The organism is Nesterenkonia sp. Act20, assembly GCF_019173455.1.
Taxonomy (GTDB): domain Bacteria; phylum Actinomycetota; class Actinomycetes; order Actinomycetales; family Micrococcaceae; genus Nesterenkonia.
This window is the reverse complement of sequence record NZ_JADPQH010000001.1, coordinates 331,980-353,575: the sequence shown is the minus strand read 5'-3', so window position 1 is coordinate 353,575 and position 21,596 is coordinate 331,980. Positions and strand designations below refer to the sequence as shown.

At 65.4% G+C, this 21,596-nt stretch carries 19 protein-coding genes, 1 tRNA gene and 1 pseudogene; 12 read left to right on the top strand and 9 right to left on the bottom strand.

Annotated features, from left to right (window positions below):
• Positions 1-11 precede the first annotated feature (11 nt).
• From rsfS to IY716_RS01565, 5 genes are all read left to right on the top strand, one after another.
• Positions 12-383 carry a ribosome silencing factor gene (gene rsfS, locus IY716_RS01585; RefSeq protein WP_218219901.1) on the top strand — a complete coding sequence of 124 codons (372 nt, stop codon included), beginning with the start codon at positions 12-14 and terminating at the stop codon, positions 381-383.
• Between the two features lie 148 nt (positions 384-531).
• Positions 532-607 (top strand) — tRNA-Ala (locus IY716_RS01580).
• 172 nt (positions 608-779) lie between these two features.
• Positions 780-1,769 carry an aldo/keto reductase gene (locus IY716_RS01575; RefSeq protein ID WP_218219900.1) on the top strand — a complete coding sequence of 330 codons (990 nt, stop codon included), beginning with the start codon at positions 780-782 and terminating at the stop codon, positions 1,767-1,769.
• A 28-nt stretch (positions 1,770-1,797) separates the two neighbouring features.
• Complete coding sequence (locus tag IY716_RS01570; protein WP_218219899.1) at positions 1,798-3,396, top strand: NAD-dependent epimerase/dehydratase family protein; 1,599 nt, start codon at positions 1,798-1,800, stop codon at positions 3,394-3,396.
• A 151-nt stretch (positions 3,397-3,547) separates the two neighbouring features.
• On the top strand, positions 3,548-5,227 hold the full coding sequence (locus IY716_RS01565) for a catalase (RefSeq protein ID WP_304413971.1): 1,680 nt from the start codon (positions 3,548-3,550) through the stop codon (positions 5,225-5,227).
• Between the two features lie 118 nt (positions 5,228-5,345).
• Here the strand turns inward: IY716_RS01565 and IY716_RS01560 are convergent, their stop codons facing one another.
• The 4 genes from IY716_RS01560 to IY716_RS01545 form a co-directional block, all read right to left on the bottom strand.
• Positions 5,346-5,603, bottom strand: a complete 258-nt coding sequence (locus IY716_RS01560; protein WP_218219898.1) for a Rho termination factor N-terminal domain-containing protein — start codon at positions 5,601-5,603, stop codon at positions 5,346-5,348.
• Between the two features lie 47 nt (positions 5,604-5,650).
• Positions 5,651-6,541: an SDR family oxidoreductase gene (locus IY716_RS01555; RefSeq protein WP_218219897.1), complete on the bottom strand. Its 891-nt coding sequence runs from the start codon at positions 6,539-6,541 to the stop codon at positions 5,651-5,653.
• Positions 6,542-6,602: 61 nt separating this feature from the next.
• Complete coding sequence (locus IY716_RS01550; protein ID WP_218219896.1) at positions 6,603-7,790, bottom strand: alcohol dehydrogenase catalytic domain-containing protein; 1,188 nt, start codon at positions 7,788-7,790, stop codon at positions 6,603-6,605.
• A gap of 129 nt (positions 7,791-7,919) precedes the next feature.
• The gene (locus tag IY716_RS01545) at positions 7,920-8,345 is read right to left on the bottom strand and encodes a DUF3054 domain-containing protein (RefSeq protein ID WP_218219895.1); all 426 of its coding nucleotides are present in this window, start codon (positions 8,343-8,345) and stop codon (positions 7,920-7,922) included.
• Positions 8,346-8,567: 222 nt separating this feature from the next.
• Here IY716_RS01545 and IY716_RS13935 point away from each other — a divergent pair.
• The 5 genes and pseudogenes from IY716_RS13935 to IY716_RS01525 all read left to right on the top strand — a co-directional run.
• A pseudogene (locus tag IY716_RS13935) lies at positions 8,568-8,756 on the top strand (putative RNA methyltransferase); the annotation flags it as partial.
• Positions 8,757-8,798: 42 nt separating this feature from the next.
• Entirely contained in the window at positions 8,799-9,449 is a 651-nt protein-coding gene (locus IY716_RS01540; protein WP_218219894.1) for a methyltransferase domain-containing protein, read from the top strand.
• Between the two features lie 38 nt (positions 9,450-9,487).
• Positions 9,488-10,003, top strand: coding sequence for an NfeD family protein (locus tag IY716_RS01535; protein ID WP_218219893.1), 516 nt, complete (start codon positions 9,488-9,490; stop codon positions 10,001-10,003).
• Positions 10,004-10,041: 38 nt separating this feature from the next.
• The gene (locus tag IY716_RS01530) at positions 10,042-11,274 is read left to right on the top strand and encodes an SPFH domain-containing protein (protein WP_218219892.1); all 1,233 of its coding nucleotides are present in this window, start codon (positions 10,042-10,044) and stop codon (positions 11,272-11,274) included.
• Positions 11,275-11,407: 133 nt separating this feature from the next.
• Positions 11,408-11,749, top strand: a complete 342-nt coding sequence (locus IY716_RS01525; RefSeq protein ID WP_218219891.1) for an RNA polymerase-binding protein RbpA — start codon at positions 11,408-11,410, stop codon at positions 11,747-11,749.
• Between the two features lie 86 nt (positions 11,750-11,835).
• Here the strand turns inward: IY716_RS01525 and IY716_RS01520 are convergent, their stop codons facing one another.
• The 3 genes from IY716_RS01520 to IY716_RS01510 all read right to left on the bottom strand — a co-directional run bounded on the left by IY716_RS01520 (position 11,836) and on the right by IY716_RS01510 (position 16,923).
• The gene (locus tag IY716_RS01520) at positions 11,836-12,570 is read right to left on the bottom strand and encodes a polyprenol monophosphomannose synthase (protein ID WP_218219890.1); all 735 of its coding nucleotides are present in this window, start codon (positions 12,568-12,570) and stop codon (positions 11,836-11,838) included.
• A gap of 71 nt (positions 12,571-12,641) precedes the next feature.
• Positions 12,642-13,889, bottom strand: coding sequence for a hypothetical protein (locus IY716_RS01515; protein WP_218219889.1), 1,248 nt, complete (start codon positions 13,887-13,889; stop codon positions 12,642-12,644).
• Positions 13,882-16,923 carry an RNA helicase gene (locus IY716_RS01510; protein ID WP_218219888.1) on the bottom strand — a complete coding sequence of 1,014 codons (3,042 nt, stop codon included), beginning with the start codon at positions 16,921-16,923 and terminating at the stop codon, positions 13,882-13,884. The genes IY716_RS01515 and IY716_RS01510 overlap by 8 nt, the downstream gene beginning before the upstream one ends.
• A 97-nt stretch (positions 16,924-17,020) precedes the next feature.
• Here IY716_RS01510 and IY716_RS01505 point away from each other — a divergent pair, with 97 nt between their 5' ends.
• Entirely contained in the window at positions 17,021-18,235 is a 1,215-nt protein-coding gene (locus IY716_RS01505) for an MFS transporter (protein ID WP_218219887.1), read from the top strand.
• 62 nt (positions 18,236-18,297) lie between these two features.
• The gene (gene gdhA / locus IY716_RS01500; RefSeq protein ID WP_218219886.1) at positions 18,298-19,656 is read left to right on the top strand and encodes an NADP-specific glutamate dehydrogenase; all 1,359 of its coding nucleotides are present in this window, start codon (positions 18,298-18,300) and stop codon (positions 19,654-19,656) included.
• A 17-nt stretch (positions 19,657-19,673) separates the two neighbouring features.
• Here the strand turns inward: gdhA and IY716_RS01495 are convergent, their stop codons facing one another.
• A complete protein-coding gene (locus tag IY716_RS01495; protein WP_218219885.1) occupies positions 19,674-20,063 on the bottom strand; it encodes a DUF779 domain-containing protein in 390 nt (129 codons plus the stop codon).
• 8 nt (positions 20,064-20,071) lie between these two features.
• Positions 20,072-21,595 carry an aldehyde dehydrogenase gene (gene adh, locus IY716_RS01490; RefSeq protein WP_218219884.1) on the bottom strand — a complete coding sequence of 508 codons (1,524 nt, stop codon included), beginning with the start codon at positions 21,593-21,595 and terminating at the stop codon, positions 20,072-20,074.
• Between the last annotated feature and the right edge of the window lies 1 nt (position 21,596).

The following is a 21,596-nucleotide window of genomic DNA, read 5'->3' as shown; positions in this document are numbered from 1 at the left end:
CTTGGACGTCTATGGCTATCACCGAACTTGTGCTCACCGAACTCCGCACCGCCGCAGCAGCGGCCGCGGACAAACTCGCCACGAACATCGTTGGGCTGGACGTGGGGGAGCGGCTGGGTATCACCGACGCCTTCCTGGTCTGCTCCGCACCGTCTGAACGGCAGATCGGCGCCATCGTCGACGAAGTCGAGCGTCAGCTCAAAGAGACCCACGGCTCATCCCCGCTGCGCCGCGAGGGACGCGGAACCGGCACCTGGGTCCTGTTGGACTATGGGCACATGGTCATCCATGTTCAGCACGAGGAAGAGCGTGCTGTCTACGGTCTGGATCGGCTCTACGCCGACGTCGACAAAGTGGATCTGCAGCTCCCCGAGACCGCCTAGGTTCACGGTTAAGCCCCAGGTCAGCGCCGGGGCCACGGTGACTTCCGGACACTGAGCGTCGATTTGCACAGCACTTCGGATTCACAGTAGAGTAGGGGAGTTGCCGCGGCCCGGACGCTGATCCGGGAGGGCAGATGTTCAATATCATGGGGGTATGGCGCAGCTGGTAGCGCGTCCGCATGGCATGCGGAAGGTCAGGGGTTCGAATCCCCTTACCTCCACCACGACGATCAGGCCCGAAGTCCGCCCGGACTTCGGGCCTGATGTGTATCCGGACACTCTTCGAGTCGAATCAGCTCAGGATTCTACAACCCTGTGACACCTGACTCGGGCGATGACTGCTGATCCAGGAGTAGGGTGGGAAGCAACGTCGCAGTCTACCCAGGAGGTTCTCCTATGCAGCATCGTGTCCTCGGCCGCACCGGTCGCGAAGTGTCCACCATCGGTCTTGGAACCTGGCAGTTCGGCGGCGACTTCGGCCGCGTCGAAGAGTCCGATGCCTATGCCGTCATGGACGCCGCAGCCGAGCATGACGTCACCCTGTTCGACACCGCCGATGTCTACGGCGATGGACTCAGCGAACAGCTGATCGGCAAGTGGCTGGCCAAGAACCCCTCCTGGACGGGAATGGTCGCCACGAAGATGATCCGCCGCGCTGAGGAGCCCAGCCTCGCCTACGCCACGGCGGAGAACTTCCAGGCCTGGATTGATCGCTCCCGGAAGAACCTCGGGATGGACACACTGGACCTGGTGCAGCTGCACTGCCCCACAGATGATGTCTACAGCTCCGACGCCGTGTTCGATCGTCTCGACGCCTTGGTGGAATCCGGCGCCATCGCCCACTACGGGGTGAGCGTAGAGACCGTGGACCAGGCACTCGCCGCCATCGCCCGGCCCAACGTCGCCTCGGTGCAGATCATCCTCAATGCCTTCCGGCAGAAGCCTCTCGAGGCTGTGCTGCCGGCGGCCCGTGAGGCAGGCGTTGGCATCATCGCCCGTGTGCCCCTGGCCAGCGGTCTGCTCAGTGGACGCTATACCAAGGACACCACCTTTGAAGAGACCGATCACCGAAGCTACAACCGCTCCGGTGACGCCTTCGACATCGGGGAGACCTTCTCCGGAGTCGACTTCGCGACCGGTGTCGACGCCGCCGCCGAGTTCTCCGAACTTGCGCAGCAGGAGGGCCTGAAACCGACGACGGCGGCACTTGCCTGGATCACCCAGTCCTCCGGCGTCAGCACCGTCATCCCGGGAGCGCGCAATCCCGAGCAGGCACGTCAGAACGCGGAGGCCGGGTCCACCCCGCAGCTCTCCGATTCCTTCCAGCAGGGCGTCAAGGCCCTCTACGACGAGCGGATCGCGCCAGCAGTGCACGGCCGCTGGTGACACCGTCCGAGAATCTCCAGGAGTTCACATGCGCATCGCCGTCATAGGAGCCACCGGCAACGTCGGGACAGCCGTGCTCGATAACCTGAGCAGCCGCCCCGAGGTGGATTCCATCCTGGGAGTCGCCCGTCGACTTCCGGACACGGATGCCGCGCCGTATGCCGCAGCACAGTGGCACCAGGCGGATATCCAGTACAGCGAGGTCGTCCCGGAGCTTGCCCAGGCGCTGCAGGGCTGCGACGCGGTCATTCATCTGGCCTGGCTCATCCAGCCCAACAGCGAGCGCAGCCTGCTGCGCCGGGTGAACGTGGACGGCACCCGCCACGTCCTGCAGGCGGCCGCCCTCGCTGGCATCCGTCAGGCCGTGGTGGCCTCCTCGGTCGGGGTCTATTCTCCGGCCGAGGACGCTGCGCCGCGAGATGAGAACTGGCCCACCGAGGGGATCCCTGGTTCGCACTACAGCGTGGACAAGGTCGCTCAAGAACGTGTCATGGACGAGTTCCTCCAGGAGCATCCCGACTTCTCGTTGGCACGGCTGCGGCCGGGTCTCGTCTTCCAACGCGGCGCCGGATCGGAGATCCAGCGCTACTTCGCTGGGGAGCTCGCCCCGGTTCAGCTGCTGCAGCTCCTGAGGCCGCCGGTGGTTCCGCTGCCTGCCGGGGTCCGGACACAGGCAGTGCACGCCGAGGACCTGGCTGCCGCCTACGCGCAGGCTGCCCTGCTGGGTGCGCACGGTGCGTTCAACATCTGCGCAGACGATCTGCTCGATGGCAAGGCCATTGCCCGGGTCACCTCAGGAGCAAGCCCCGTGGCCCTTCAGCTTCCGCTCCCGGCGAAGGCGGTGCGGGCGCTGATCAAGGCGGCGCATCGCGCACGGGTGCTGCCTATGGATGAGGGATGGCTGGACCTGGCCCGACATGTCCCGGTGATGGACGTGACCAAGGCCCGCGACCAGCTCGACTGGACTCCCCGATACACCGCGGCCGAAGCCCTGGAAGAACTGATCCAGGGCATGGCGGCGGGGGAGGGGAGACCCTCGGTGCCGCTTCGTCCGCGCGAACTGAACGCTCAGGACCGGTCTGAGCTCCCCGCGAAGAGCCACCACCTGGACGATCAGGTGGACCCCGTGCTGCTCCGCCACTACATGGCGGATCACCTGGCCGGTGCCACCGTGGGGGTCAATCGCATCAAACGGATGGCCGCCGACTACGTGGACACCCCCGTCTTCCCGGAGATCTCCGAGGCCGCCGAAGCGATCCGGCGGGAACGGGCCTTCCTCCTCGAGCTGATGAGGCGACAGGGCTTTCCCCGCGCCATGGGCTCCGCCGCCGTGGCGTGGGCAGGGGAGCGGGTCGGACGACTCAAGCCCAACGGACGGCTCCCACTGGACCGTTCACCCTCGACCCTCGTGCTGGAGGCTGAGATGATGCTCTCCGCCGTGACCGGCAAGCTGCACGGCTGGTCCACGATGAAGGAACACGCCGATGCCCTCGGCGTCGATCCGGAGGTCTTCCAGTCCCTGATCGACGACGCCGAAGTCCAGCGTGGCCAGCTGGAGACCGTGCATCGCTATGCCCGGCGCCGAGCGTTCCGGACCGAGCGTGAGACCTTCGAGAAGACACGATGACGGCGTTGTTCTGAACTACTCGTAATAAGAGGGTGAGCTTGCTAAGCTCGGGAGAGTCCACCCCATCAGCCTGCCCATCGTGTGGCGGGCCGGTCCGATCCCCGTGAGTCGTTGAGATTCCGGCACCGGACTGCAGCGAAAGGAGACCGAATTGGCACAGACCGATCCGATCCTGACCACTCGACAGGGCCACCCTGTCACCAACAACCAGAACCAGCGCACCGTGGGCAACCGCGGACCTGCCACGCTGGAGAACTACCAGTTCCTCGAGAAGATCAGCCACTTCGACCGTGAGCGGATCCCCGAGCGCGTCGTCCACGCGCGCGGCTTCGTCGCCTACGGCGAGTTCGAAGCCACCGGCATGATCGGCGACGAGCCGGCGTCGAAGTACACCCGCGCCAAGCTCTTTCAGGAGGCGGGCAAGAAGACCGACCTGGCCATCCGCTTCTCCACCGTCATCGGCGGCCGGGATTCCTCGGAGTCGGCCCGGGACCCCCGCGGCTTCGCCGTGAAGTTCTACACCGAGGACGGCAACTGGGACCTCGTGGGCAACAACCTCTCGGTCTTCTTCATCCGTGACGCGATCAAGTTCCCTGACGTGATCCACTCGCTGAAGCCGGACCCGATCACCTTCCGCCAGGAGCCCAACCGCATCCTGGACTTCATGGGTCAGACTCCCGAGTCCATGCACATGCTGACCCACCTCTTCAGCCCTCGTGGAATCCCGGCGACCTACCGCCACATGGAGGGCTTCGGCGTCAACACCTACAAGATGGTCAATGCCGACGGCGAGACCGTCCTGGTGAAGTACCACTTCCACCCGCGCGCCGGCGTCGCCTCGATGACCGAGGCCGAAGCTGCCAAGGTGCAGGGGCAGGACCTGGGCCACGCCTCCAAGGACCTCTACGAGGCCATCGAACGCGGCGACTTCCCTCAGTGGGACGTCTATGTGCAGATCATGGAGGATCACGAGCACCCCGAGCTCGGTTGGGACCCCCTGGATGACACCAAGATCTGGCCCGAGGATCAGTTCCCGCTGCGCGAGATCGGTGTCATGACGCTGAACCGCAATGTCGAGGACTTCCACAACGAGAACGAGCAGATCGCAATGGGCACCGGTGTCCTGGTCGACGGACTGGACTTCTCGGATGACAAGATGCTGGTCGGCCGAACGTTCTCCTACTCCGATACCCAGCGCTATCGCGTGGGCCCGAACTACCTGCAGCTTCCGGTCAACCAGCCCAAGGGCCGCAACGGGAAGGTCTACACGAACCAGCGCGGGGGACTGATGTCCTTCGGCAACGATGTCCACCCGGAGCAGAACCCGCATGTGAACTACGAGCCCTCCATCCACAACGGTCTGAACGAGTCGCCGGAGCCACAGCCCAACAACGCTCCTGCCGTGGGTGGCCAGGTCGTGCAGGCGAATCTGGACCGGCGCAACGACTACCTCCACGCACGCGGTCGCTACAACACCATGATGGACTGGGAGCGCGACGAGCTGATCAACGTCCTCACCGGGATGCTGGAGCAGTCCGAGCGCGACGTCCAGGAGCGTATCGTCTGGCACTTCTTCATGATCCACGATGACTACGGTCAGCGGATCGCGAAGAACATCGGTCTGACGGTGGAGGACGTGTCGCACCTCAAGCCACTGGCTGTGCAGAACTTCACCGAGGAGGAAGAGCAGCGTCTCGCGAACCTCGGAAACAACGGGGACACCATTGATCCCGAGGCATGGGGGACCTGGACCTCCTCGGTGGTCAACCACCAGGTGACTGCCGAAGACGTCCTCTCCGGCAAGCTGGGAAGCCTCAGCTACAGCGAGTGAACTGTGCTCACTCGGTGACTCCTGAGTGGAGACGCCGAGCGCAGCTCAGCCACTGAGAATACAGAGATGGCCGGGCCCCAGCAGGGGTCCGGCCATCTCTGTATCTGAGCTGTCTGCTTCAGTGATTGCGAAGCATGTCGATCAACTCATCCTTCTTCTTGTCTGAGTATCCGCTGAGGCCAAGTTCCTTGGCCCGATCCTGCAGCTCAGCCACGGTCCGGTCCTCATAGTTCGAGGCTTCGCCGCCCTTCTCGCCTTCCGTGCTGCGGCCCTCGTTTGCGGCTGCATTGGCGATACGAGCGGACTTCTCCTTGGAGTTGCCCTCCTCACGAAGGCGTTCGTAGAGCTCTTCGTCCTTGATCGGGGACCCTGCCATGGGGACCTCCTTTCTGAGTTCGCGTGCTGATCTTCACTGGGACTGTCTCAGAAGCCCTTGCCACCAGTGACCGGAAGGACCGACCCGGAGACATAGGAGGCTTCCTCGCTGGCGAGATAGACGTAGGCACCCGCGAGTTCTGCGGGCTGTCCTGGTCGGCCCAGGGGAGTGTCCTGGCCGAACTCAGCGACGCCGTCGAACCCTGTCGCGGGAATCAGCGGGGTCCAGATCGGTCCGGGAGCCACGCCGTTGACGCGTATCCCCTTCTCCGCCAGTTCCGTCGCCATGGATTCGATGAACGCCACCTGGGCTGCCTTGGACATCGCATAGTCGAACAGCACCGGCTTCGGCTCTGCGGCCTGGATCGAGGTGGTCACGATGATGGAGGCCCCAGGGTTCATGTGTGGCACCGCTTCACGGGTGGTGACGATCTGCGCAATGAGGTTCGTCTCGAACACCTTGCGCACCTCTTCCGTGGGCACCGAGTCAATCCCCGTCCGAGCCCGCTGGTACGCGGCGTTGAGGATCAGGACATCGATGCCACCGAGATCCTCCACCGTGCGACGGACGATCTCCGTGGCTTCTGACTCGACCGTGATGTCCACCGGGTAGGTCACACAGGTCCGGCCGGCCTCGCGCACCAGGGCTGCCGTGTCTTGAGCGTCCTGCTCCTCTTCGGGCAGATGGGCGATCGCGACATCGGAACCTTCACGAGCGAAGGCGATCGCTGTCGCGCGACCAATCCCGGAGTCCCCACCGGTGATCAACGTCCGTCTGCCGTGCAGGCGGCCGCGTCCAACCCAGCTCTGTTCACCGTGATCGGGGGAGGGATCCGTGGCTCCGGTGAGGCCCGGCTGAGCTGACTGCTCCTGCTCCGGCAGAGCATCATTCCGGTACTTGGTGCGTGGATCCTGCATAGAAGTTGGATCAGTGGTCATATCTGTCTCCCTTCGGGAAACCTCAGGGCGGACTCTGCCGCACAGAAACTGGCTGGGAGGTTCAGGCTGACGCCAAAGTGGGGTCCAGCACGACCTTGATGCAGCCGTCTTCCTTCTTCTGGAACATGTCGTAGGCACCCGGGGCTCCGGTGAGCGGCAGAGTGTGCGTGATGAAGTCGTCGACACCCAGCGGGTCCTTCGGGTCTTCGACCAGAGGAAGAATCTTGTCGACCCAGTTCTTCACGTTGGCCTGGCCCATCTTCACGGTGATCTGCTTGTCGAACATCGTGATCAGCGGGAGCGGGCTGGCCGCTCCGCCGTATACGCCGCTCAGCGAGATGGTGCCTCCGCGACGTACGAGCTCGATGGCCGAGTACAGGGCTGCAAGCCGGTCGACCCCGACCGTCTGCATCATCGCCTTGCCGACGGCATCGGGCACGAACTGCGCCGAGATCTGCGCGGCCTTGGCGATGGGGGAGCCGTGGGCTTCCATTCCGACCGCGTCGACGACGCCGTCGGGTCCGCGACCGTCGGTGGCCTCACGGATCTGCTCAATGGACTCCTCGCCCGTGTCGAAGACCATCACGCCGTGGCGGGCAGCCATCTCGCGACGCTCGGCCACGGGATCGATCGCATAGACCTTCATGCCGTGGTGCTTGGCGATGCGGGCAGCGAACTGGCCGATCGGTCCGAGCCCGATGATCGCGATGCTGTCCCCGCTCTTCAAGCCGGTGTACGCGACACCCTGCCAGGCGGTGGGGATGACATCAGAGAGGAAGAGGTAACGGTGATCGGGGAGCTCGTTGCCCACCTTGATCGGGCTGTAGTCGGCATGGGGCACGCGCAGGTACTCGGCCTGACCGCCCGGCACGGCACCGTACATGGCGGAGAAGCCGTAGAGTGCGGCGCCCATGCCCTGATCGCGGACCTGGGTGACCTCACACTGGGTCTGCAGGCCGCGCTGACACATGAAGCAGCTGCCGCAGGAGATCTGGAAGGGGATGACGACGCGGTCCCCGGCGGTCAGGTTCGACTCCGGGCCTGCCTCGACCACGCGGCCCATGGGCTCGTGGCCGAGAATGTCACCAGGTGTCATGAACGGACCAAGCACCTCATAGAGATGAAGATCCGAGCCGCAGATGGCGGTGGAGGTGACTTCGATGATCGCGTCGTTGGCCTGCTGGATCTGCGGATCCGGGACCTCGTCAACGCTGACTTTGTGATGGCCCTGCCATGTCACTGCTTTCACGATGTGTCTCCTCTTGACGGCTTTCGAAGGCAGACCGGGGAGCGCTGTCATTCCTCACTCCGCCAGTTACCCTTACAGACACCACGGTATCGACTTCTACCTTGGCGTTGCCTGGATATCACCGCGCGTTTAGCCTCTAATGGGCTTGTTCCCTAAGGTCACGAGCCGTGAACTGACGATTCTCCTGACCAGCAGCAGCACGCCCAGCACGCCCGATGCCACCAGAACAAAGGTCCACTGGGCTCCGCCTGTGCCGCTGAGGACCCGAAGGGCCATACCCAGCGCGACAGTGCCGAGGATCACCACGGCGGCATCGGGCCACAGCCTCGAGGGACGGCGCCAGAAACGCACCGCGAGAGAACTGACCAGCAGACCGAGGAGAAACGGGGTCGCAGTCTGCAGCACATCGGTCACCGCCAGGCCCGTGGCGTGATTGCGGTTTCCCATCGCGGCGAAGCCGATCACCAGCAGACCGTCGATTGCCAGCAGCGCCCAGGGGAGGACCTCGCGAGGCGAGCCGAGGCGAACAGTGGATGGAGCAGCTGGTGAGGACATGGACGTAGTCTAGGCCGCATGAGCGTAAGTTGACATAATGTAGATTATCGGCGCTTTACAGTCAGCGTGAAAATGAGCTCGGGGTTGATCCGCGCGTACCGGCACCCGGCGTGAGGCATCGTCCGTGCTAACTGCACCAGCCGCTCGCCACACCGAGACCACTGGGCCGATAACGTAGACACGGTGAACACCTCCTGGCCGTTGAGCTGCCCCCACTGCGCCATGCCCTTGGAACTTTGTTCTAGGTCCTGGGATCCTCGATCCGCACGGCTGGACACTCAGTCTGCAGGATCTGAGGACTCTGAGTCGGCTCACGGGATTGCCCCTCGGCGGCAAGACCGAGCACTCGCGGGCCTCACCTGCGCCAACGGCCACAGCTTCGACGCGGCACGACAGGGTTATGTCAACCTTTTGGCAGGACGTGGGACCCGCTTCACCCCGGACACCGCACAGATGATCATGGCCCGAGAACGCGTGCAGTCCGCTGGCGTGTTCGCCGCACTCAGCGCCCTGCTGACCCATGTCGAGCTGCCGGAATCGGCCCCCTTGATCCTGGACTGCGGCGCCGGCACCGGGCACTATCTCCACCAGCTGCTCGACGCCCACCCGGACAGCCGCGGCATCGCACTGGACCTTTCTACGGCTGGCCTCAAACGAGCGGCCCGCCACCCGCGGGCCCTCGCGCTTGCCTGGGACCTCTGGGAACCCCTCCCCCTCCTCGAGGACAGTGTGGACCTGCTGATCGACGTCTTCGCACCGCGAAACGTCAGCGAGTATGCGCGGGTTCTCCGGCCGGGCGGGACGGCGGTGGTCGTCACGCCCCGGCAGGGCCACCTCGCCGAGCTGCGCGAGACCGGACTGTTGGGCATGCAGGGCGAGAAGCTGGATCAGCTTCTGTCCCAGATGGCGCCGGGGTTCGGTCTCCCGGAGTCAACCCAGCGCGTCGTCTCGGCGATCCCCGTGGAGACGGACCTGGTCGCTGACCTGGTCTTCATGGGGCCGGCGGGACATCATCGAGAGCATGCGGAGCTGCGCGCACATGCCGAAAGCGGTGGAGTGTCACACATCACCGTCGATCTCGACGTGAGCCTCTGGCGCGGATAGGCTGATGTCAGGGAATCAAGGGCTGACGAGGAGCTGAGATGATCGAGTGGTTCGGCGATAACCTCTGGGCGCCGTGGCTCGCACTTGCCCTGGGACTGCTGCTGCTCGAAGCCATCACGCTTGATCTGCTGTTCCTCATGCTCGCGGTCGGCGCAGGTGCCGCCACCACCGTCGCACTCGCCGGTGGTGAACCCTGGCTCCAGGTGATCGTGGGCTGCGCGACGGCGCTGCTGATGCTCGGCGCGGTTCGTCCGGTGGCGCTCAAACACTTGAAGAAGGGCCCAGAGGACCAGCTCACCAACATCGATCGGATGGCTGGGATGGAAGCTCGTCCGCTGGAGGCCATCACCGCAGACTCCGGCCTCGCCGAAGTCGACGGAGACACCTGGACTGCCCGCACCTCGGGCGACTCCAGAATTGAACCTGGCATGTCCGCCGTCGTCGAGTCCGTGGACGGGGCAACGCTGTACCTGCGAGCAACGCGGGAGATCGAATGGGATGAGAACCGGCCCGACACTCTGGGGCCTGACAGTCCCCGACCGGAAGGGGCCTGAGAGATCCTCAGGTGCCCACACGTATAGATCGGAACGCAATGGAATTCACCGCACTGATAGTTCTCGTGGTCCTGGTGGCGCTCGTGGTGATCATCATCGCCCGGAGCGTGCGCATCATTCCCCAGGCTCGCGCCGGCCTGATCGAGCGCCTCGGCAAGTACCAGCGCACCCAGGGACCGGGTCTGACCCTGCTCGTCCCCTTCATCGACCGGCTGCTGCCGATGCTCGACATGCGTGAGCAGGTCGTGTCCTTTCCGCCCCAGCCCGTGATCACCGAGGACAACCTCGTGGTCTCCATTGACACTGTGGTGTACTTCCAGATCACCGACCCCAAAGCCGCGACCTATGAGATCCAGAACTACATCATCGCGGTGGAGCAGCTGACCACCACCACGCTGCGCAACGTGGTGGGCGGATTGAACCTGGAAGAGGCGCTGACCTCACGTGACCGGATCAATGGCCAGCTCCGCGGCGAGCTGGACAAGGTGACCGGTCGCTGGGGCATCCGCGTCGCCCGAGTGGAGCTCAAGGCCATCGAGCCGCCACACTCCATCCAGGACTCCATGGAGAAGCAGATGCGCGCGGAGCGGGAACGCCGCGCCGCCATCCTCACGGCCGAGGGCACCAAGCAGGCAGCGATCCTCACCGCCGAAGGTGAGCGACAGGCCTCGATCCTGGCGGCCGAAGGTGATGCGCAGGCTCGAATCCTGGGCGCCAACGCCGAGGCGCAGGCCATCGAGACCGTGTTCAACGCCGTTCACGATTCTGAGCCAGGACCGGAGCTGCTCTCCTACCAGTACCTGCAGATCCTTCCCGAGATCGCCAAGTCGGAGTCCAACACCATGTGGATGATTCCCGGCGAGTTCGGCGACGCACTGAAGAACCTCGCCGGCGCTTTCGGCGGACCTGAGTCGACCCAGCCGGGCGTGAGCCTGGAAGACCGCGAAGCCGAACGTGCGGCCCGCACCGAGCGGCTGAAGCAGCGCCGCCTGGAGAAGGAGCAGGACGCCAAGCAGAACCGAGGCAAGCCTGCCATCTCATCGGCCATCGCTGACCTCGCGGAATCGGCCCGGAGCACCTCCGTGACCGACGAGAACCCGCACTACACCAGTCGTGAGGAGATCGAAGACGAGGCCAAAAAGGCGCAGGTGGGCAACGCTGCCGTGGCAGAGCAGCGCACCGCTTCCCCCGCCCAGACGGGTTCAGACATCGAATCGCAGCCGACGTTCACGCAGCCGGAGCCCGAACCGATGGGTGAAGAGCAGCGCTGAGCCGAGCACGCTCTCCCGGCGAGGCGTTCAGCCGCCGTGCCGAACGGCTTCTTCCCCGCTAGGGGAATAACTCGGCCGTGCTCTAGAGTTGTACACCGAGAATGAGTCTGCCCATCACACTGGAGGAATATCGATGAGCGATCGCAGCCTGCGTGGCATGCGCCTCGGCGCACAGTCCATGGAAACCGAGCAGGGTGTCGAGCCGGCACCCCGCCAGGAGATCGAGTACCGCACCGAAGACGGTGAGATCATGCGGGTGATGTTCTCCGCCGAGGCAGAGGTGCCCGCCACCTGGGTCTCCCCCACGGGTAAGGAAGGTCTGCGCGTCGATGTGGACCGTCCCGATGCCGAGCCGGAGAAGGCCGTACGAACTCACTGGGACATGCTGCTGGAACGGCGTTCCACTGAGGACCTTGAAGTGATTCTGGAGGATCGGCTCAAGCTGCTCCGGGAGCGCCGCGGCGAGGCCGCCTGACCCACCGACGTCCAGAGGTACAGACAGCGACGGCGTCCACCCCGAACGTGCGGGTGGACGCCGTCGCTGTCTGCGTCAGTGCCGACTCAGCTGCCGCTCAGCCGGGACTTCAAGGTCCTGGCCCGCGCGGCGAGCCCCCATCGGGTCACATTGACCATGGCCTCGGCGATGATGTCTGAGCTCATCTTGGAGACTCCCTGAGTGCGCTCGACGAACGTGATCGGCACCTCGGTGATGGTCTTGCCCATGCTGGCCACGCGAAAGGTCATGTCCACCTGGAAGCCATAGCCGACCGATTCGATGCTGGTGAGATCGATCTCCTCGAGCACTGAGCGTCGGAAGACTCGGAACCCTGCTGTGATGTCGCGGACCTTCAGGCCCAGCAGGGTGCGCGAGTAGAGGCTGCCTGCACGCGAGATGGCTACGCGATGCAGCGGCCAGTTCACCACGGACCCGCCGGGGACCCAGCGCGAACCGATCACGAGGTCGGCCTCATCGATCTTTGCCAGCAGGCTCGGCAGCTGCTCGGGCTGATGAGACCCATCCGCATCGAGCTCGACGAGCACGTCGTACCCCGCCTCGAGCCCCCAGCCGAACCCCGCGATATAGGCCCCGCCCAGTCCGTTCTTGGAGGTGCGGTGCAAAACGTTGATCTGGTCATCCTGCCGGCTCAGCTCGTCTGCGAAATCACCGGTTCCATCGGGGCTGTTGTCGTCGACGATGAGCACATCCGACTCCGGCACCGCAGCGCGAAGCCGCTGCACCGTGCCGGGCAGTGCGTCGATCTCGTTGTAGGTGGGGATGATCGTCAGGATCTTCACGTGGGCCTCAAGTCCTTTTCGAGGTAGATGGGACCGGTCCGTTCCAGTCTATGGGAGGTGCGGCGGAGCCTTCAGCTGGTGCGCGGGTGCACCTGGTCACCATCGATCACCGTTGCGCGGAGCGCAGGCAGCGTCTCGCCATCGAGGTATGGCAGCAGAGGCGTGCGCGCGCGCACATCGGTGCTCCATGCCGCGGTCCGGGAGTCAGGCGTCTGCACGGCCAGGGAATCCACTTCCCAGACTCCGTAGGTCGCCCGGGCCCCGGGGTCCAGCTGGGCGGCGGTGGCGGCAGTGCCGCTGGCCTCCGGCAGGGACCTGTACGCCCCGCGGGTCTGGGCGTTGAAGCCAGCCCGCACCGAGACGGGATCCTGCTCATGGTGGACGTGACGCGTCACCACCGCCCATGGGTTCTCGTCCGGCGAACCGACCGCACTGACCGGCACCCCTACGCTCAGCGCCGTGGCCAGGTGGCCACGGCCGCGGATCAGCACCTGCACCCCGGTGTTGAGCAGCGCCTCCCAGTCCTGACGCTCTGCGGAGTCGAAGCCCACGAGGACGGTGGGCAGTCCGCCCGGAGTGCTTCGACGCTGGGCGCGCATCGCCGAGGTGGAGTCCACCAGCGCCGCCACCAGCTCAGCAGGAGCTGGGGCCTGGTTGCTCGTAGCGCTCTCACCTTCGTCGGCCACGCGCAGGAGAAGCTGACGCTTGGCCTGGGCTGCGACCAACCGGACCTCCAGGAGCTGATCCACGACCTCACCGACGAGGAGCTGGACGGCCGCGGGCCGGTCCAGCAGCAGATCCACCGGCCCCAGCATGGAGACGGCCCTCTCCAGGGCTTCCATCCGATCGCCGGTGTCGAGCAGACTCAGCCCGGTGAGTGTGACCACCGGGTAGGCGCGCACCGCGTGCGCTGCCGCAGCGGAGAAGACCGCCTCCAGCGTCTCTGACGCAGACGGCTCACTCAGGCCTGTGGCGCTGAGCTCCACGTTGAGCCGGACGGCCCCACAGCCCTGGGCCGCCGCAGCGTCGAGTGCCTGCACCGCGGCAGCGGCGAGTCCCTGGACTCCCGCGCTGTCCGGCCCGGACGAGCCGCCCCCGGCGACATCCGCCCAACCGACGAAGGCCGGCGCGACCAGGGCCCGGTCAAGGTCCTCCACCTCCAGAGTGGAGGCATCGAAGGTCTCCGCCGTCTCCGCGGAACCGACCCAGGCGATCAACCCATCTTCGACGAGCATGGCGTCCGCATAGGGCTCGGTAGGCGAATGGATCGTGCCGTTGGTCAGCACGCGCGCGCGGCGTGCGGCACCATTGTCAGTCATCTGTGGGCTCCTCCAGGTTCTGATAGGCCACGGAGGAGTATGCCACCACTCCCCGGCCGATGAGCTCCACTGCTTCGTGGCAGCGGGCGGCGAGCTTCGCCGGGGTATGCGGGATCTTTGCGAGCTGATCCAAGGTGTCGATGCACTGCTTGGTCCACCGCACGAAGTCCCCGGCGGCCAGCGGTGAATCGTTCAGCGCATTGCGCAGACTCTGACCGCCGGCCCAGGCGTACATGGGCAGGACCAGTCCGAGTTCCGGAGCAGCGGTGGGCTCGAGATGGTGGCGCTTCTCCAGGGTCTCAAGTTCAGCATGAACCTCAAGGCCGGTCTGGGCGGCCTGCCCGAGACGTTTGGTGGGCATGACGGGCATCGAACCCTCGTCCTCACGCTTGGCCTGATAGACCAGAACGGTGGCGAACGCTGCAAGCTCCTGGGCGGAGAGGGCTGAGAGCACGCCACGCTCCATGAGCAGTCCGGTGAAGAGGTCGCGCTCCCCGTAGATCCGTCGCAGCTGCTGCCCCCGGTCGGTCACCGCGAATTCTGCCGCGTACCATTCGTCGTCGGAGGATCCGGCGCTCTGCGGACCCGGCGCTGCGCTGGCGTCCTGGAGCAGCTCGGGTGGGCCGACTTGTGGCATGAGTTCGGGGTCCACCACTTCCATATGACCGAGCTCATGCAGGACCCCGCAGACGCGGTCAAAGATCTTCGCGATGGAGCCGGTGCGCCGATCGATCTTGACCTTCAACTGATCTATCTCTCGCTGGAGCTTCCATCCGCGCTCGGCCCAGCGCGCATGATCCTCCCGCTCGCTGCACCCGTGGCAGGGGTGGCGCCTCAGCTGCGCCAGCAGGTCTTCGAGCGACTCAGAGTCGGGCTCCTCCTCGACGAAGCCGAAACCGGCACTCGGGGCGCTGCTGCGGGCCGGAACCCGTTCATGCAGCGCAGCTCTCATTGAGGCGGCAAGATCACGACGAATCTTCGGAACCTTCACCTGCGGTTTGCGCGGGAGCCGGATGCTGGAGATGACCTCGGGGGGCTGTCCGAAGTCCTCCGCCGTGACATTGCGGAACTTGCCATCGGTGGTGATGACTCCAGGTCTGGGGTCATGTTCGGGGGCGCTGTGCACCACGAGGGACTCCCCGAAGCCACGCTTGCCGGCCACCTCGATGATGTCCCCGGGCTGCAGCGCGGCCAATACTCGGATGATCTCTCGTCGCCGCTGCCGGTGACGCGACTTGGCCTGGTCCTTCTCCGCCTCGTTGAGGCGACGGCGCAGCGCGGCATACTCCCGGAAATCGCCGAGGTGACACGTCATCGCCTCCTCGTATCCGGCGAGGGAGGACTCGCGCTTGGCCACGTCCCGGGCGATGCCGACCACGGACCGGTCGGCCTGGAACTGGGCGAAGGAGGACTCGAGGATCGTACGGGCTCGACGTCGGCCGAACTGGGCGGTCAGGTTCACCGCCATGTTGTAGGAGGGCTTGAAGCTCGAATTCAGCGGGTAGGTCCGCTTCGACGCCAATCCTGCGACCTGGCGCGGGTCCATGCCCGGCTGCCAGACGACGACGGCGTGGCCCTCCACATCGATTCCGCGCCGACCGGCGCGACCGGTCAGCTGGGTGTACTCCCCCGGGGTGATGTCCACATGGGACTCGCCGTTGAATTTGTCCAGCTTCTCCAGCACCACGGTGCGCGCCGGCATGTTGATTCCCAGGGCGAGCGTCTCGGTGGCGAAGACGACCTTGAGCAGGCCCTCGGCGTACATGTCCTCGACGAGTTCCTTGAACGGAGGAAGCATGCCGGCATGGTGGGCGGCTACGCCGTTGATCAGGGCTTCGCGAAAGCTGTCAAACCCGAGGACCGAGAGATCCTCGGCCGGCAGCTCCCAGCCCATCTGCTCCACCCGGGAGGTGATCTCGGCAGCTTCTTCACGCGTGGTCAGCACGATCCCGGCATTGAGGCACTGTTCGACCGCCGCCTCACATCCCACGCGGGAGAAGATGAACCCGATGCATGGCAGCAGACCCTCGCGGTCCAGCGCGCGGATCATCTTGGGACGGTTCAGCCGGGGGCGGCCCGCGGCCGAACCGGAGATGCCCGAGACCTCCCCTCCCCCACGCTTGCCGGCCGGGCTGCTGCTCGTCTGGCGACGCGGGTCTCCATCACGGGAGCGGTCTCCGGCTCCGCGGCCCGGCCCTCGGTTCGGCCCCCGGTTCGGACCCCGGTGGGGTCCGCGGCCACGACCATTGCCCCGGGAGCGGTTTCCGCCGCTGCGCCGAGACATCGGTGCCTGGGAGTGATGGGCCAGCCGCTGAAGCTCGGGGTTGACCAGAGTGCCGGGGGCGCCGTCGTCCTCCGAGATGAAGAGATCATGGAGCTGATGGTCCACCAGCATGTGCTGGGTCAGCGGAACGGGGCGGTGCTCGGAGACGACCACCGAGGTCTCCCCACGCACCGTGTCCAACCACGCACCGAACTCCTCGGCGTTGGAGACGGTCGCCGAGAGGGCCGCCACCTGCACATGTTCGGGAAGATGGATGATGACCTCCTCCCAAACGGCGCCGCGGAATCGATCCGCCAGATAGTGCACCTCATCCATCACCACGTACCCGAGATCACGGAGGGTGGCAGAGTCCTGGTAGAGCATGTTGCGCAGCACCTCGGTGGTCATCACCACGATCTGCGCCTCGGAGTTGATGGATGTGTCACCGGTCAGCAGCCCCACACGCTCAGAGCCGTGGTCCTCCACCAGCTCCTGATATTTCTGGTTCGACAGCGCCTTGATCGGCGTGGTGTAGAAGGTCTTGGTGCCGTGGGCGAGGCCCAGGTGGACCGCGAACTCACCCACGATGGTCTTGCCTGCCCCGGTGGGAGCCGCGACGAGCACGGCTCGACCCGCCTCGAGATGGCGGCACGCCTGAAGCTGGAAGTCATCCAGGTCGAATGCCTGGGACGCGCGGAAGACGCCGAGCTGAGACTTGGCCTCTGCTGCTCGTCGACGTGACTCTGCATAGCGCTCGGCCGGTGAACTCATGCGTCCAGCCTATGACATCGTCACCGGGTGCAGATCCCGTCCACACAGGGCGGCCTGCTCCATTCGGGCTCGCCCCCGAGCTGGTTAGACTGCAGCGATGACCACTGGCGGCTCCACGCGACGACAGATCCTTCTGGGGGCTCTGCTCCCCGCGTTCATCTTCAGCATCGGCGTGGGGGCCATGATTCCGGTGCTGGCGCCTTTCGCGGTTCAGCGTGGCGCCACCCTGGCTGTGGCAGGGATCATCGCCGCCATGCTTCCGGTGGGACAGATCCTCGCGGATCTGCCGGCAGGAGCACTGGCGGCGCGAGTGGGCGATCGGCGCGCCATGCTGCTCGCCTCCTGCGCGGCCGCACTCGGGTTCCTGGCAGCGGGCCTCGCGCCCTCGCTGCTCACGCTGGGAATCGCCATTCTGCTGGTCGGGGCGGCCAATGCGGTGTTCCAGCTGGCCCGGCACTCCTACCTGACGCAGGTCACACCGGTCCACCAGCGCGCCAGGGTCCTCTCCACCCTCGGCGGCGTGCACCGGATCGGACAGTTCATCGGTCCCTTCCTCGGGGCGGGCGTGATCGCTCTCGGCGACCTGCGCGCAGTGTTCCTCCTGGCCCTGCTCACCGCTCTCGCGGCGGGAGTCACCGTCGTGCTGGCCCCGGAGATGGATACCCGGCCGGTCCGCGCGCCAGGCCAGGCGCGCAAGGGATTCAGCGCCGTCATCACCGCACACCGGGAGCTGCTGCTCACCCTGGGCACCGCTTCAATGCTGGTCGGAGCCGTCCGCGGCGCCCGGCAGCAGGTCATCCCGCTGTGGGGAGAGCACATCGGACTGGATCCGACCACGATCTCGCTGATCTACGGGCTCGCCGGTGGTATCGACATGCTGCTGTTCTATCCTGCGGGCAAGATCATGGACCAGCTCGGCCGTCTCTGGATCGGGGTCCCCTCCATGGTCGGTCTCGGCCTGGCGATGGCCCTGGTGCCGCTCAGCGCCTCGGCGACCGGCCTCGCTCTGGTGGCGGTGCTGTTGGGCATCAGCAATGGCCTGGGCTCGGGCGTGATGATGACCATCGCCTCGGACATCGCCCCGCCCGAGGACCGGCCGCAGTTCCTCGGCGCCTGGAGGCTGCTTCAGGACCTGGGCATCGCAGCTGGTCCGCTCACACTGGCAGCCGGCGCGGCGCTCGGCACACTTGCCGGCGGCGTGTGGGTGGCGGCGGCCATGGGCCCGCTGGCCAGCGCGGGTCTGCTGCGTTGGCTGCCGCGATACTCCGTGCATGCCAGCAGGCGAACCCGGCGCGACGCAGGGCTGACCTAGCGCGGGAGTCCGGGGCGAGAGCCCGTGTGATCCGCCGAGATGGGTGAACTAGGGTGAAAAGCATGAGTCCCAGCACTGAACGCATAGAAGCCGTATACAACCAGGTCGTAGCCCGCAACCCAGGCGAGGTCGAATTCCATCAGGCAGTCAGCGAGGTCTTCGAATCTCTGCATCGGGTGCTGAACAAGTACCCAGAGTATGTGGAGGAGTCGATCCTCGAGCGCATCTGTGAACCAGAGCGCCAGATCATCTTCCGGGTCCCCTGGACCGACGACGGCGGCCGGGTGCGCATCAATCGAGGTTTCCGCGTGCAGTTCAACTCCGCACTGGGGCCGTATAAGGGCGGGCTGCGCTTCGATCCCCAGGTCATGCTGGGGACGGTGAAGTTTCTCGGCTTTGAGCAGATCTTCAAGAATGCACTGACCGGACTGCCGATCGGAGGAGGAAAAGGCGGAAGCGACTTCGATCCCAAGGGCCGCAGCGACGGCGAGATCATGCGCTTCTGCCAGTCCTTCATGACCGAGGCCTACCGGCATATCGGCTCCAAGGTCGATGTCCCTGCCGGAGACATGGGCGTGGGGCGGCGTGAGATCGGCTATCTGTTCGGTCAGTACAAGCGCATCGCCAACCGCTATGAGGCGGGAGTGATCACTGGAAAGGGCATCAGCTGGGGTGGATCTCTGGTGCGCACCGAGGCCACGGGGTACGGGGTCGCGTTCTTCACGGAGCACATGCTGGCCGCCACCGGTCGTTGCCTGGACGGCACGCGGGTCCTGGTGTCGGGTTCGGGAAATGTCGCGTTCTACGCGATCGAGAAGGTCCACGCCCTCGGAGGGCTCGTCGTGGGGGCCTCGGACTCCTCCGGCGCTGTCCACGATCCACAGGGCATCGACCTGGACCTGCTGCGCGAGGTCAAGCAGGTCCAGCGCGGGCGCATCAGTGACTACGCCGAGAAGCGCGGCAGCGCGGAGTTCATCGAAGGCCTCCCCGTGTGGGCCATCGCCGAGAAGCACCCGATCGACGTGGCGATTCCCTGTGCCACGCAGAACGAGCTCGCCGAGTCAGACGCGGGGACGCTGATCAAGGCAGGCGTCACAGCGGTGGTGGAAGGAGCCAATATGCCCACCACCCCCGCCGCGATCGACCGGCTCCGTGAGGCCGAGGTGCTCTTCGGCCCCGGCAAGGCCGCCAACGCCGGCGGTGTGGCGACCTCGGCCCTGGAGATGCAGCAGAACGCGATCCGGGATTCCTGGGGGTTCGAGTACACAGAGGACCGGCTGGCGGAGATCATGGAGGGGATCCACACGCGGTGCGCCCAGACCGCAGAGGAGTTCGGAGTCCCCGGCGACTACGCCTCGGGAGCGAACATCGCCGGTTTCACCCGCGTGGCCGACGCCATGATCGCCCAAGGCGTGATCTGAGCCGACCGCGCGGACCGCTAGCCTGCAGAGACCGGCTCCAGGTCCTGGGACTCTTCGTCCGTGAATATCCTGGACCGAATGATGAAGCGCATCCCGGTTGGACCCTCGATGCTGAAGCCTGCCCCTCGTCCCGGGGTCACATCGATGGTGATATGCGTATGGGACCAGTACTGGAACTGGGCCTGTGAGATCCAGACCGGGACGGGTTCTGGGGTCCCAGGCTCCAGCCGGCCCAGCAGCACATCTGCTGGGCCGGTGAGGAACGTGCCTTGAGTGAAGCACATCGGCGCCGACCCGTCGCAACACCCTCCAGACTGGTGAAACATCAGTGGCTTGCCGTGGCTCTCCCGCAGCTTCCGCAGCAGCTCAGCCGCGGCGTCGGTGACGGCGATGCGTGCAACACTCATGGTCCCTCCTAGAAGAAGCCCAGCTTGTCTTCGCTGTAGCTGACCAGCATGTTCTTGGTCTGCTGGTAGTGCGAGAGCATCATCAGGTGATTCTCCCGACCGATCCCGGAGTTCTTGTAGCCGCCGAAGGCTGCGTGGGCCGGATATTGGTGATAGCAGTTGGTCCAGACGCGCCCGGCCTGGATGTCCCGCCCGGCCCGGTAGGCGATGTTGGCCTCCCGGGACCAGACACCCGCGCCGAGTCCGTAGAGGGTGTCGTTGGCGATCTGGATGCCTTCGGCGTAGTCCTTGAATTCGGTCACCGAGACCACGGGGCCGAAGATCTCCTCCTGGAAGATCCGCATGGAGTTCGAACCCTTGAAGATCGTGGGCTCCACATAGTAGCCCTCCGCGAGGTCCCCGCCCAGATCGGCGCGACTGCCGCCGGTGAGGACCTCCGCACCCTCCTGCTGACCGATGTCGATGTAGCTGAGGATCTTCTCCAGCTGATCATTGCTGGCCTGGGCGCCGACCTGCGTCTCGGTGTCCAGAGGGTTCCCCTGCTTGACCAGCTTGGTGCGCTCGACGGCGTCTCCCAGGAACTGCTCGTAGATGCTGGACTGGATCAGCGCCCTGGAGGGACAGGTGCAGACCTCTCCCTGGTTCAGCGCGAACATGGTGAACCCCTCCAGCGCCTTGTCGTAGAAGGCGTCGTCTTCGCGTGCGACGTCGGCGAAGAAGAGGTTCGGGCTCTTGCCACCGAGCTCCAGCGTCATCGGAATCAGGTTCTGCGAGGCGTACTGCATGATCAGGCGGCCGGTGGTGGTCTCCCCCGTGAACGCGATCTTGCGGATCCTGGGGCTCGAGGCCAGAGGAGCGCCGGCCTCAGCGCCGAAGCCGTTGACCACGTTCAGCACACCCGCCGGCAGCAGGTCACCGATCAGCTCCATGAGCACGAGGATCGACGCCGGGGTCTGTTCCGCAGGCTTGAGGACGACGGCGTTGCCCGCCGAGATGGCCGGGGCAAGCTTCCAGGTCGCCATCAGGATGGGGAAGTTCCACGGAATGATCTGGCCGACCACGCCGAGGGGCTCATGGAAGTGATACGCCACCGTGTCGCCGTCGATCTCGCTGATGCCACCCTCCTGCGCTCTGATGGCCCCGGCGAAGTAGCGGAAATGGTCCACTGCAAGCGGAAGGTCTGCAGCGAGAGTCTCCCGCACGGGCTTGCCGTTCTCCCAGGTCTCGGCCACCGCAAGCATCTCGAGGTTGGATTCGATCCGATCCGCGATCTTGTTCAGCACCACCGCACGCTCGGCCACCGAGGTCTTTCCCCAGGCAGGAGCTGCGCGGTGGGCTGCGTCTAGCGCAAGCTCGATGTCCTCTGCTGTGGAGCGCGGCACTTCGGTGAAGGTCTTCCCCGTGACCGGCGATGGATTCTCGAAGTACTCACCCTTCACCGGTGGGACCCACTCACCCCCGATGTAGTTCTCGTAGCGCGGTTTGTAGCTCAGCAGACCACCCTCGGTCCCGGGCTGTGCATAGATGCTCATG

Bases quoted from the DNA above. Each gene is read 5' to 3' on its own strand.
- IY716_RS01575 (WP_218219900.1), top strand. From the start codon at position 780: ATGCAGCATCGTGTCCTCGGCCGCACCGGTCGCGAAGTGTCCACCATC.
- IY716_RS01570 (WP_218219899.1), top strand. From the start codon at position 1,798: ATGCGCATCGCCGTCATAGGAGCCACCGGCAACGTCGGGACAGCCGTG.
- IY716_RS01560 (WP_218219898.1), bottom strand. From the start codon at position 5,603: ATGGCAGGGTCCCCGATCAAGGACGAAGAGCTCTACGAACGCCTTCGT.
- IY716_RS01525 (WP_218219891.1), top strand. From the start codon at position 11,408: ATGAGCGATCGCAGCCTGCGTGGCATGCGCCTCGGCGCACAGTCCATG.
- IY716_RS01555 (WP_218219897.1), bottom strand. From the start codon at position 6,541: ATGACCACTGATCCAACTTCTATGCAGGATCCACGCACCAAGTACCGG.
- IY716_RS01540 (WP_218219894.1), top strand. From the start codon at position 8,799: ATGATCATGGCCCGAGAACGCGTGCAGTCCGCTGGCGTGTTCGCCGCA.
- IY716_RS01510 (WP_218219888.1), bottom strand. From the start codon at position 16,923: ATGAGTTCACCGGCCGAGCGCTATGCAGAGTCACGTCGACGAGCAGCA.
- IY716_RS01545 (WP_218219895.1), bottom strand. From the start codon at position 8,345: ATGTCCTCACCAGCTGCTCCATCCACTGTTCGCCTCGGCTCGCCTCGC.
- IY716_RS01535 (WP_218219893.1), top strand. From the start codon at position 9,488: ATGATCGAGTGGTTCGGCGATAACCTCTGGGCGCCGTGGCTCGCACTT.
- IY716_RS01515 (WP_218219889.1), bottom strand. From the start codon at position 13,889: ATGACTGACAATGGTGCCGCACGCCGCGCGCGCGTGCTGACCAACGGC.
- adh (WP_218219884.1), bottom strand. From the start codon at position 21,595: ATGAGCATCTATGCACAGCCCGGGACCGAGGGTGGTCTGCTGAGCTAC.
- IY716_RS01505 (WP_218219887.1), top strand. From the start codon at position 17,021: ATGACCACTGGCGGCTCCACGCGACGACAGATCCTTCTGGGGGCTCTG.
- IY716_RS01495 (WP_218219885.1), bottom strand. From the start codon at position 20,063: ATGAGTGTTGCACGCATCGCCGTCACCGACGCCGCGGCTGAGCTGCTG.
- gdhA (WP_218219886.1), top strand. From the start codon at position 18,298: ATGAGTCCCAGCACTGAACGCATAGAAGCCGTATACAACCAGGTCGTA.
- rsfS (WP_218219901.1), top strand. From the start codon at position 12: ATGGCTATCACCGAACTTGTGCTCACCGAACTCCGCACCGCCGCAGCA.
- IY716_RS01530 (WP_218219892.1), top strand. From the start codon at position 10,042: ATGGAATTCACCGCACTGATAGTTCTCGTGGTCCTGGTGGCGCTCGTG.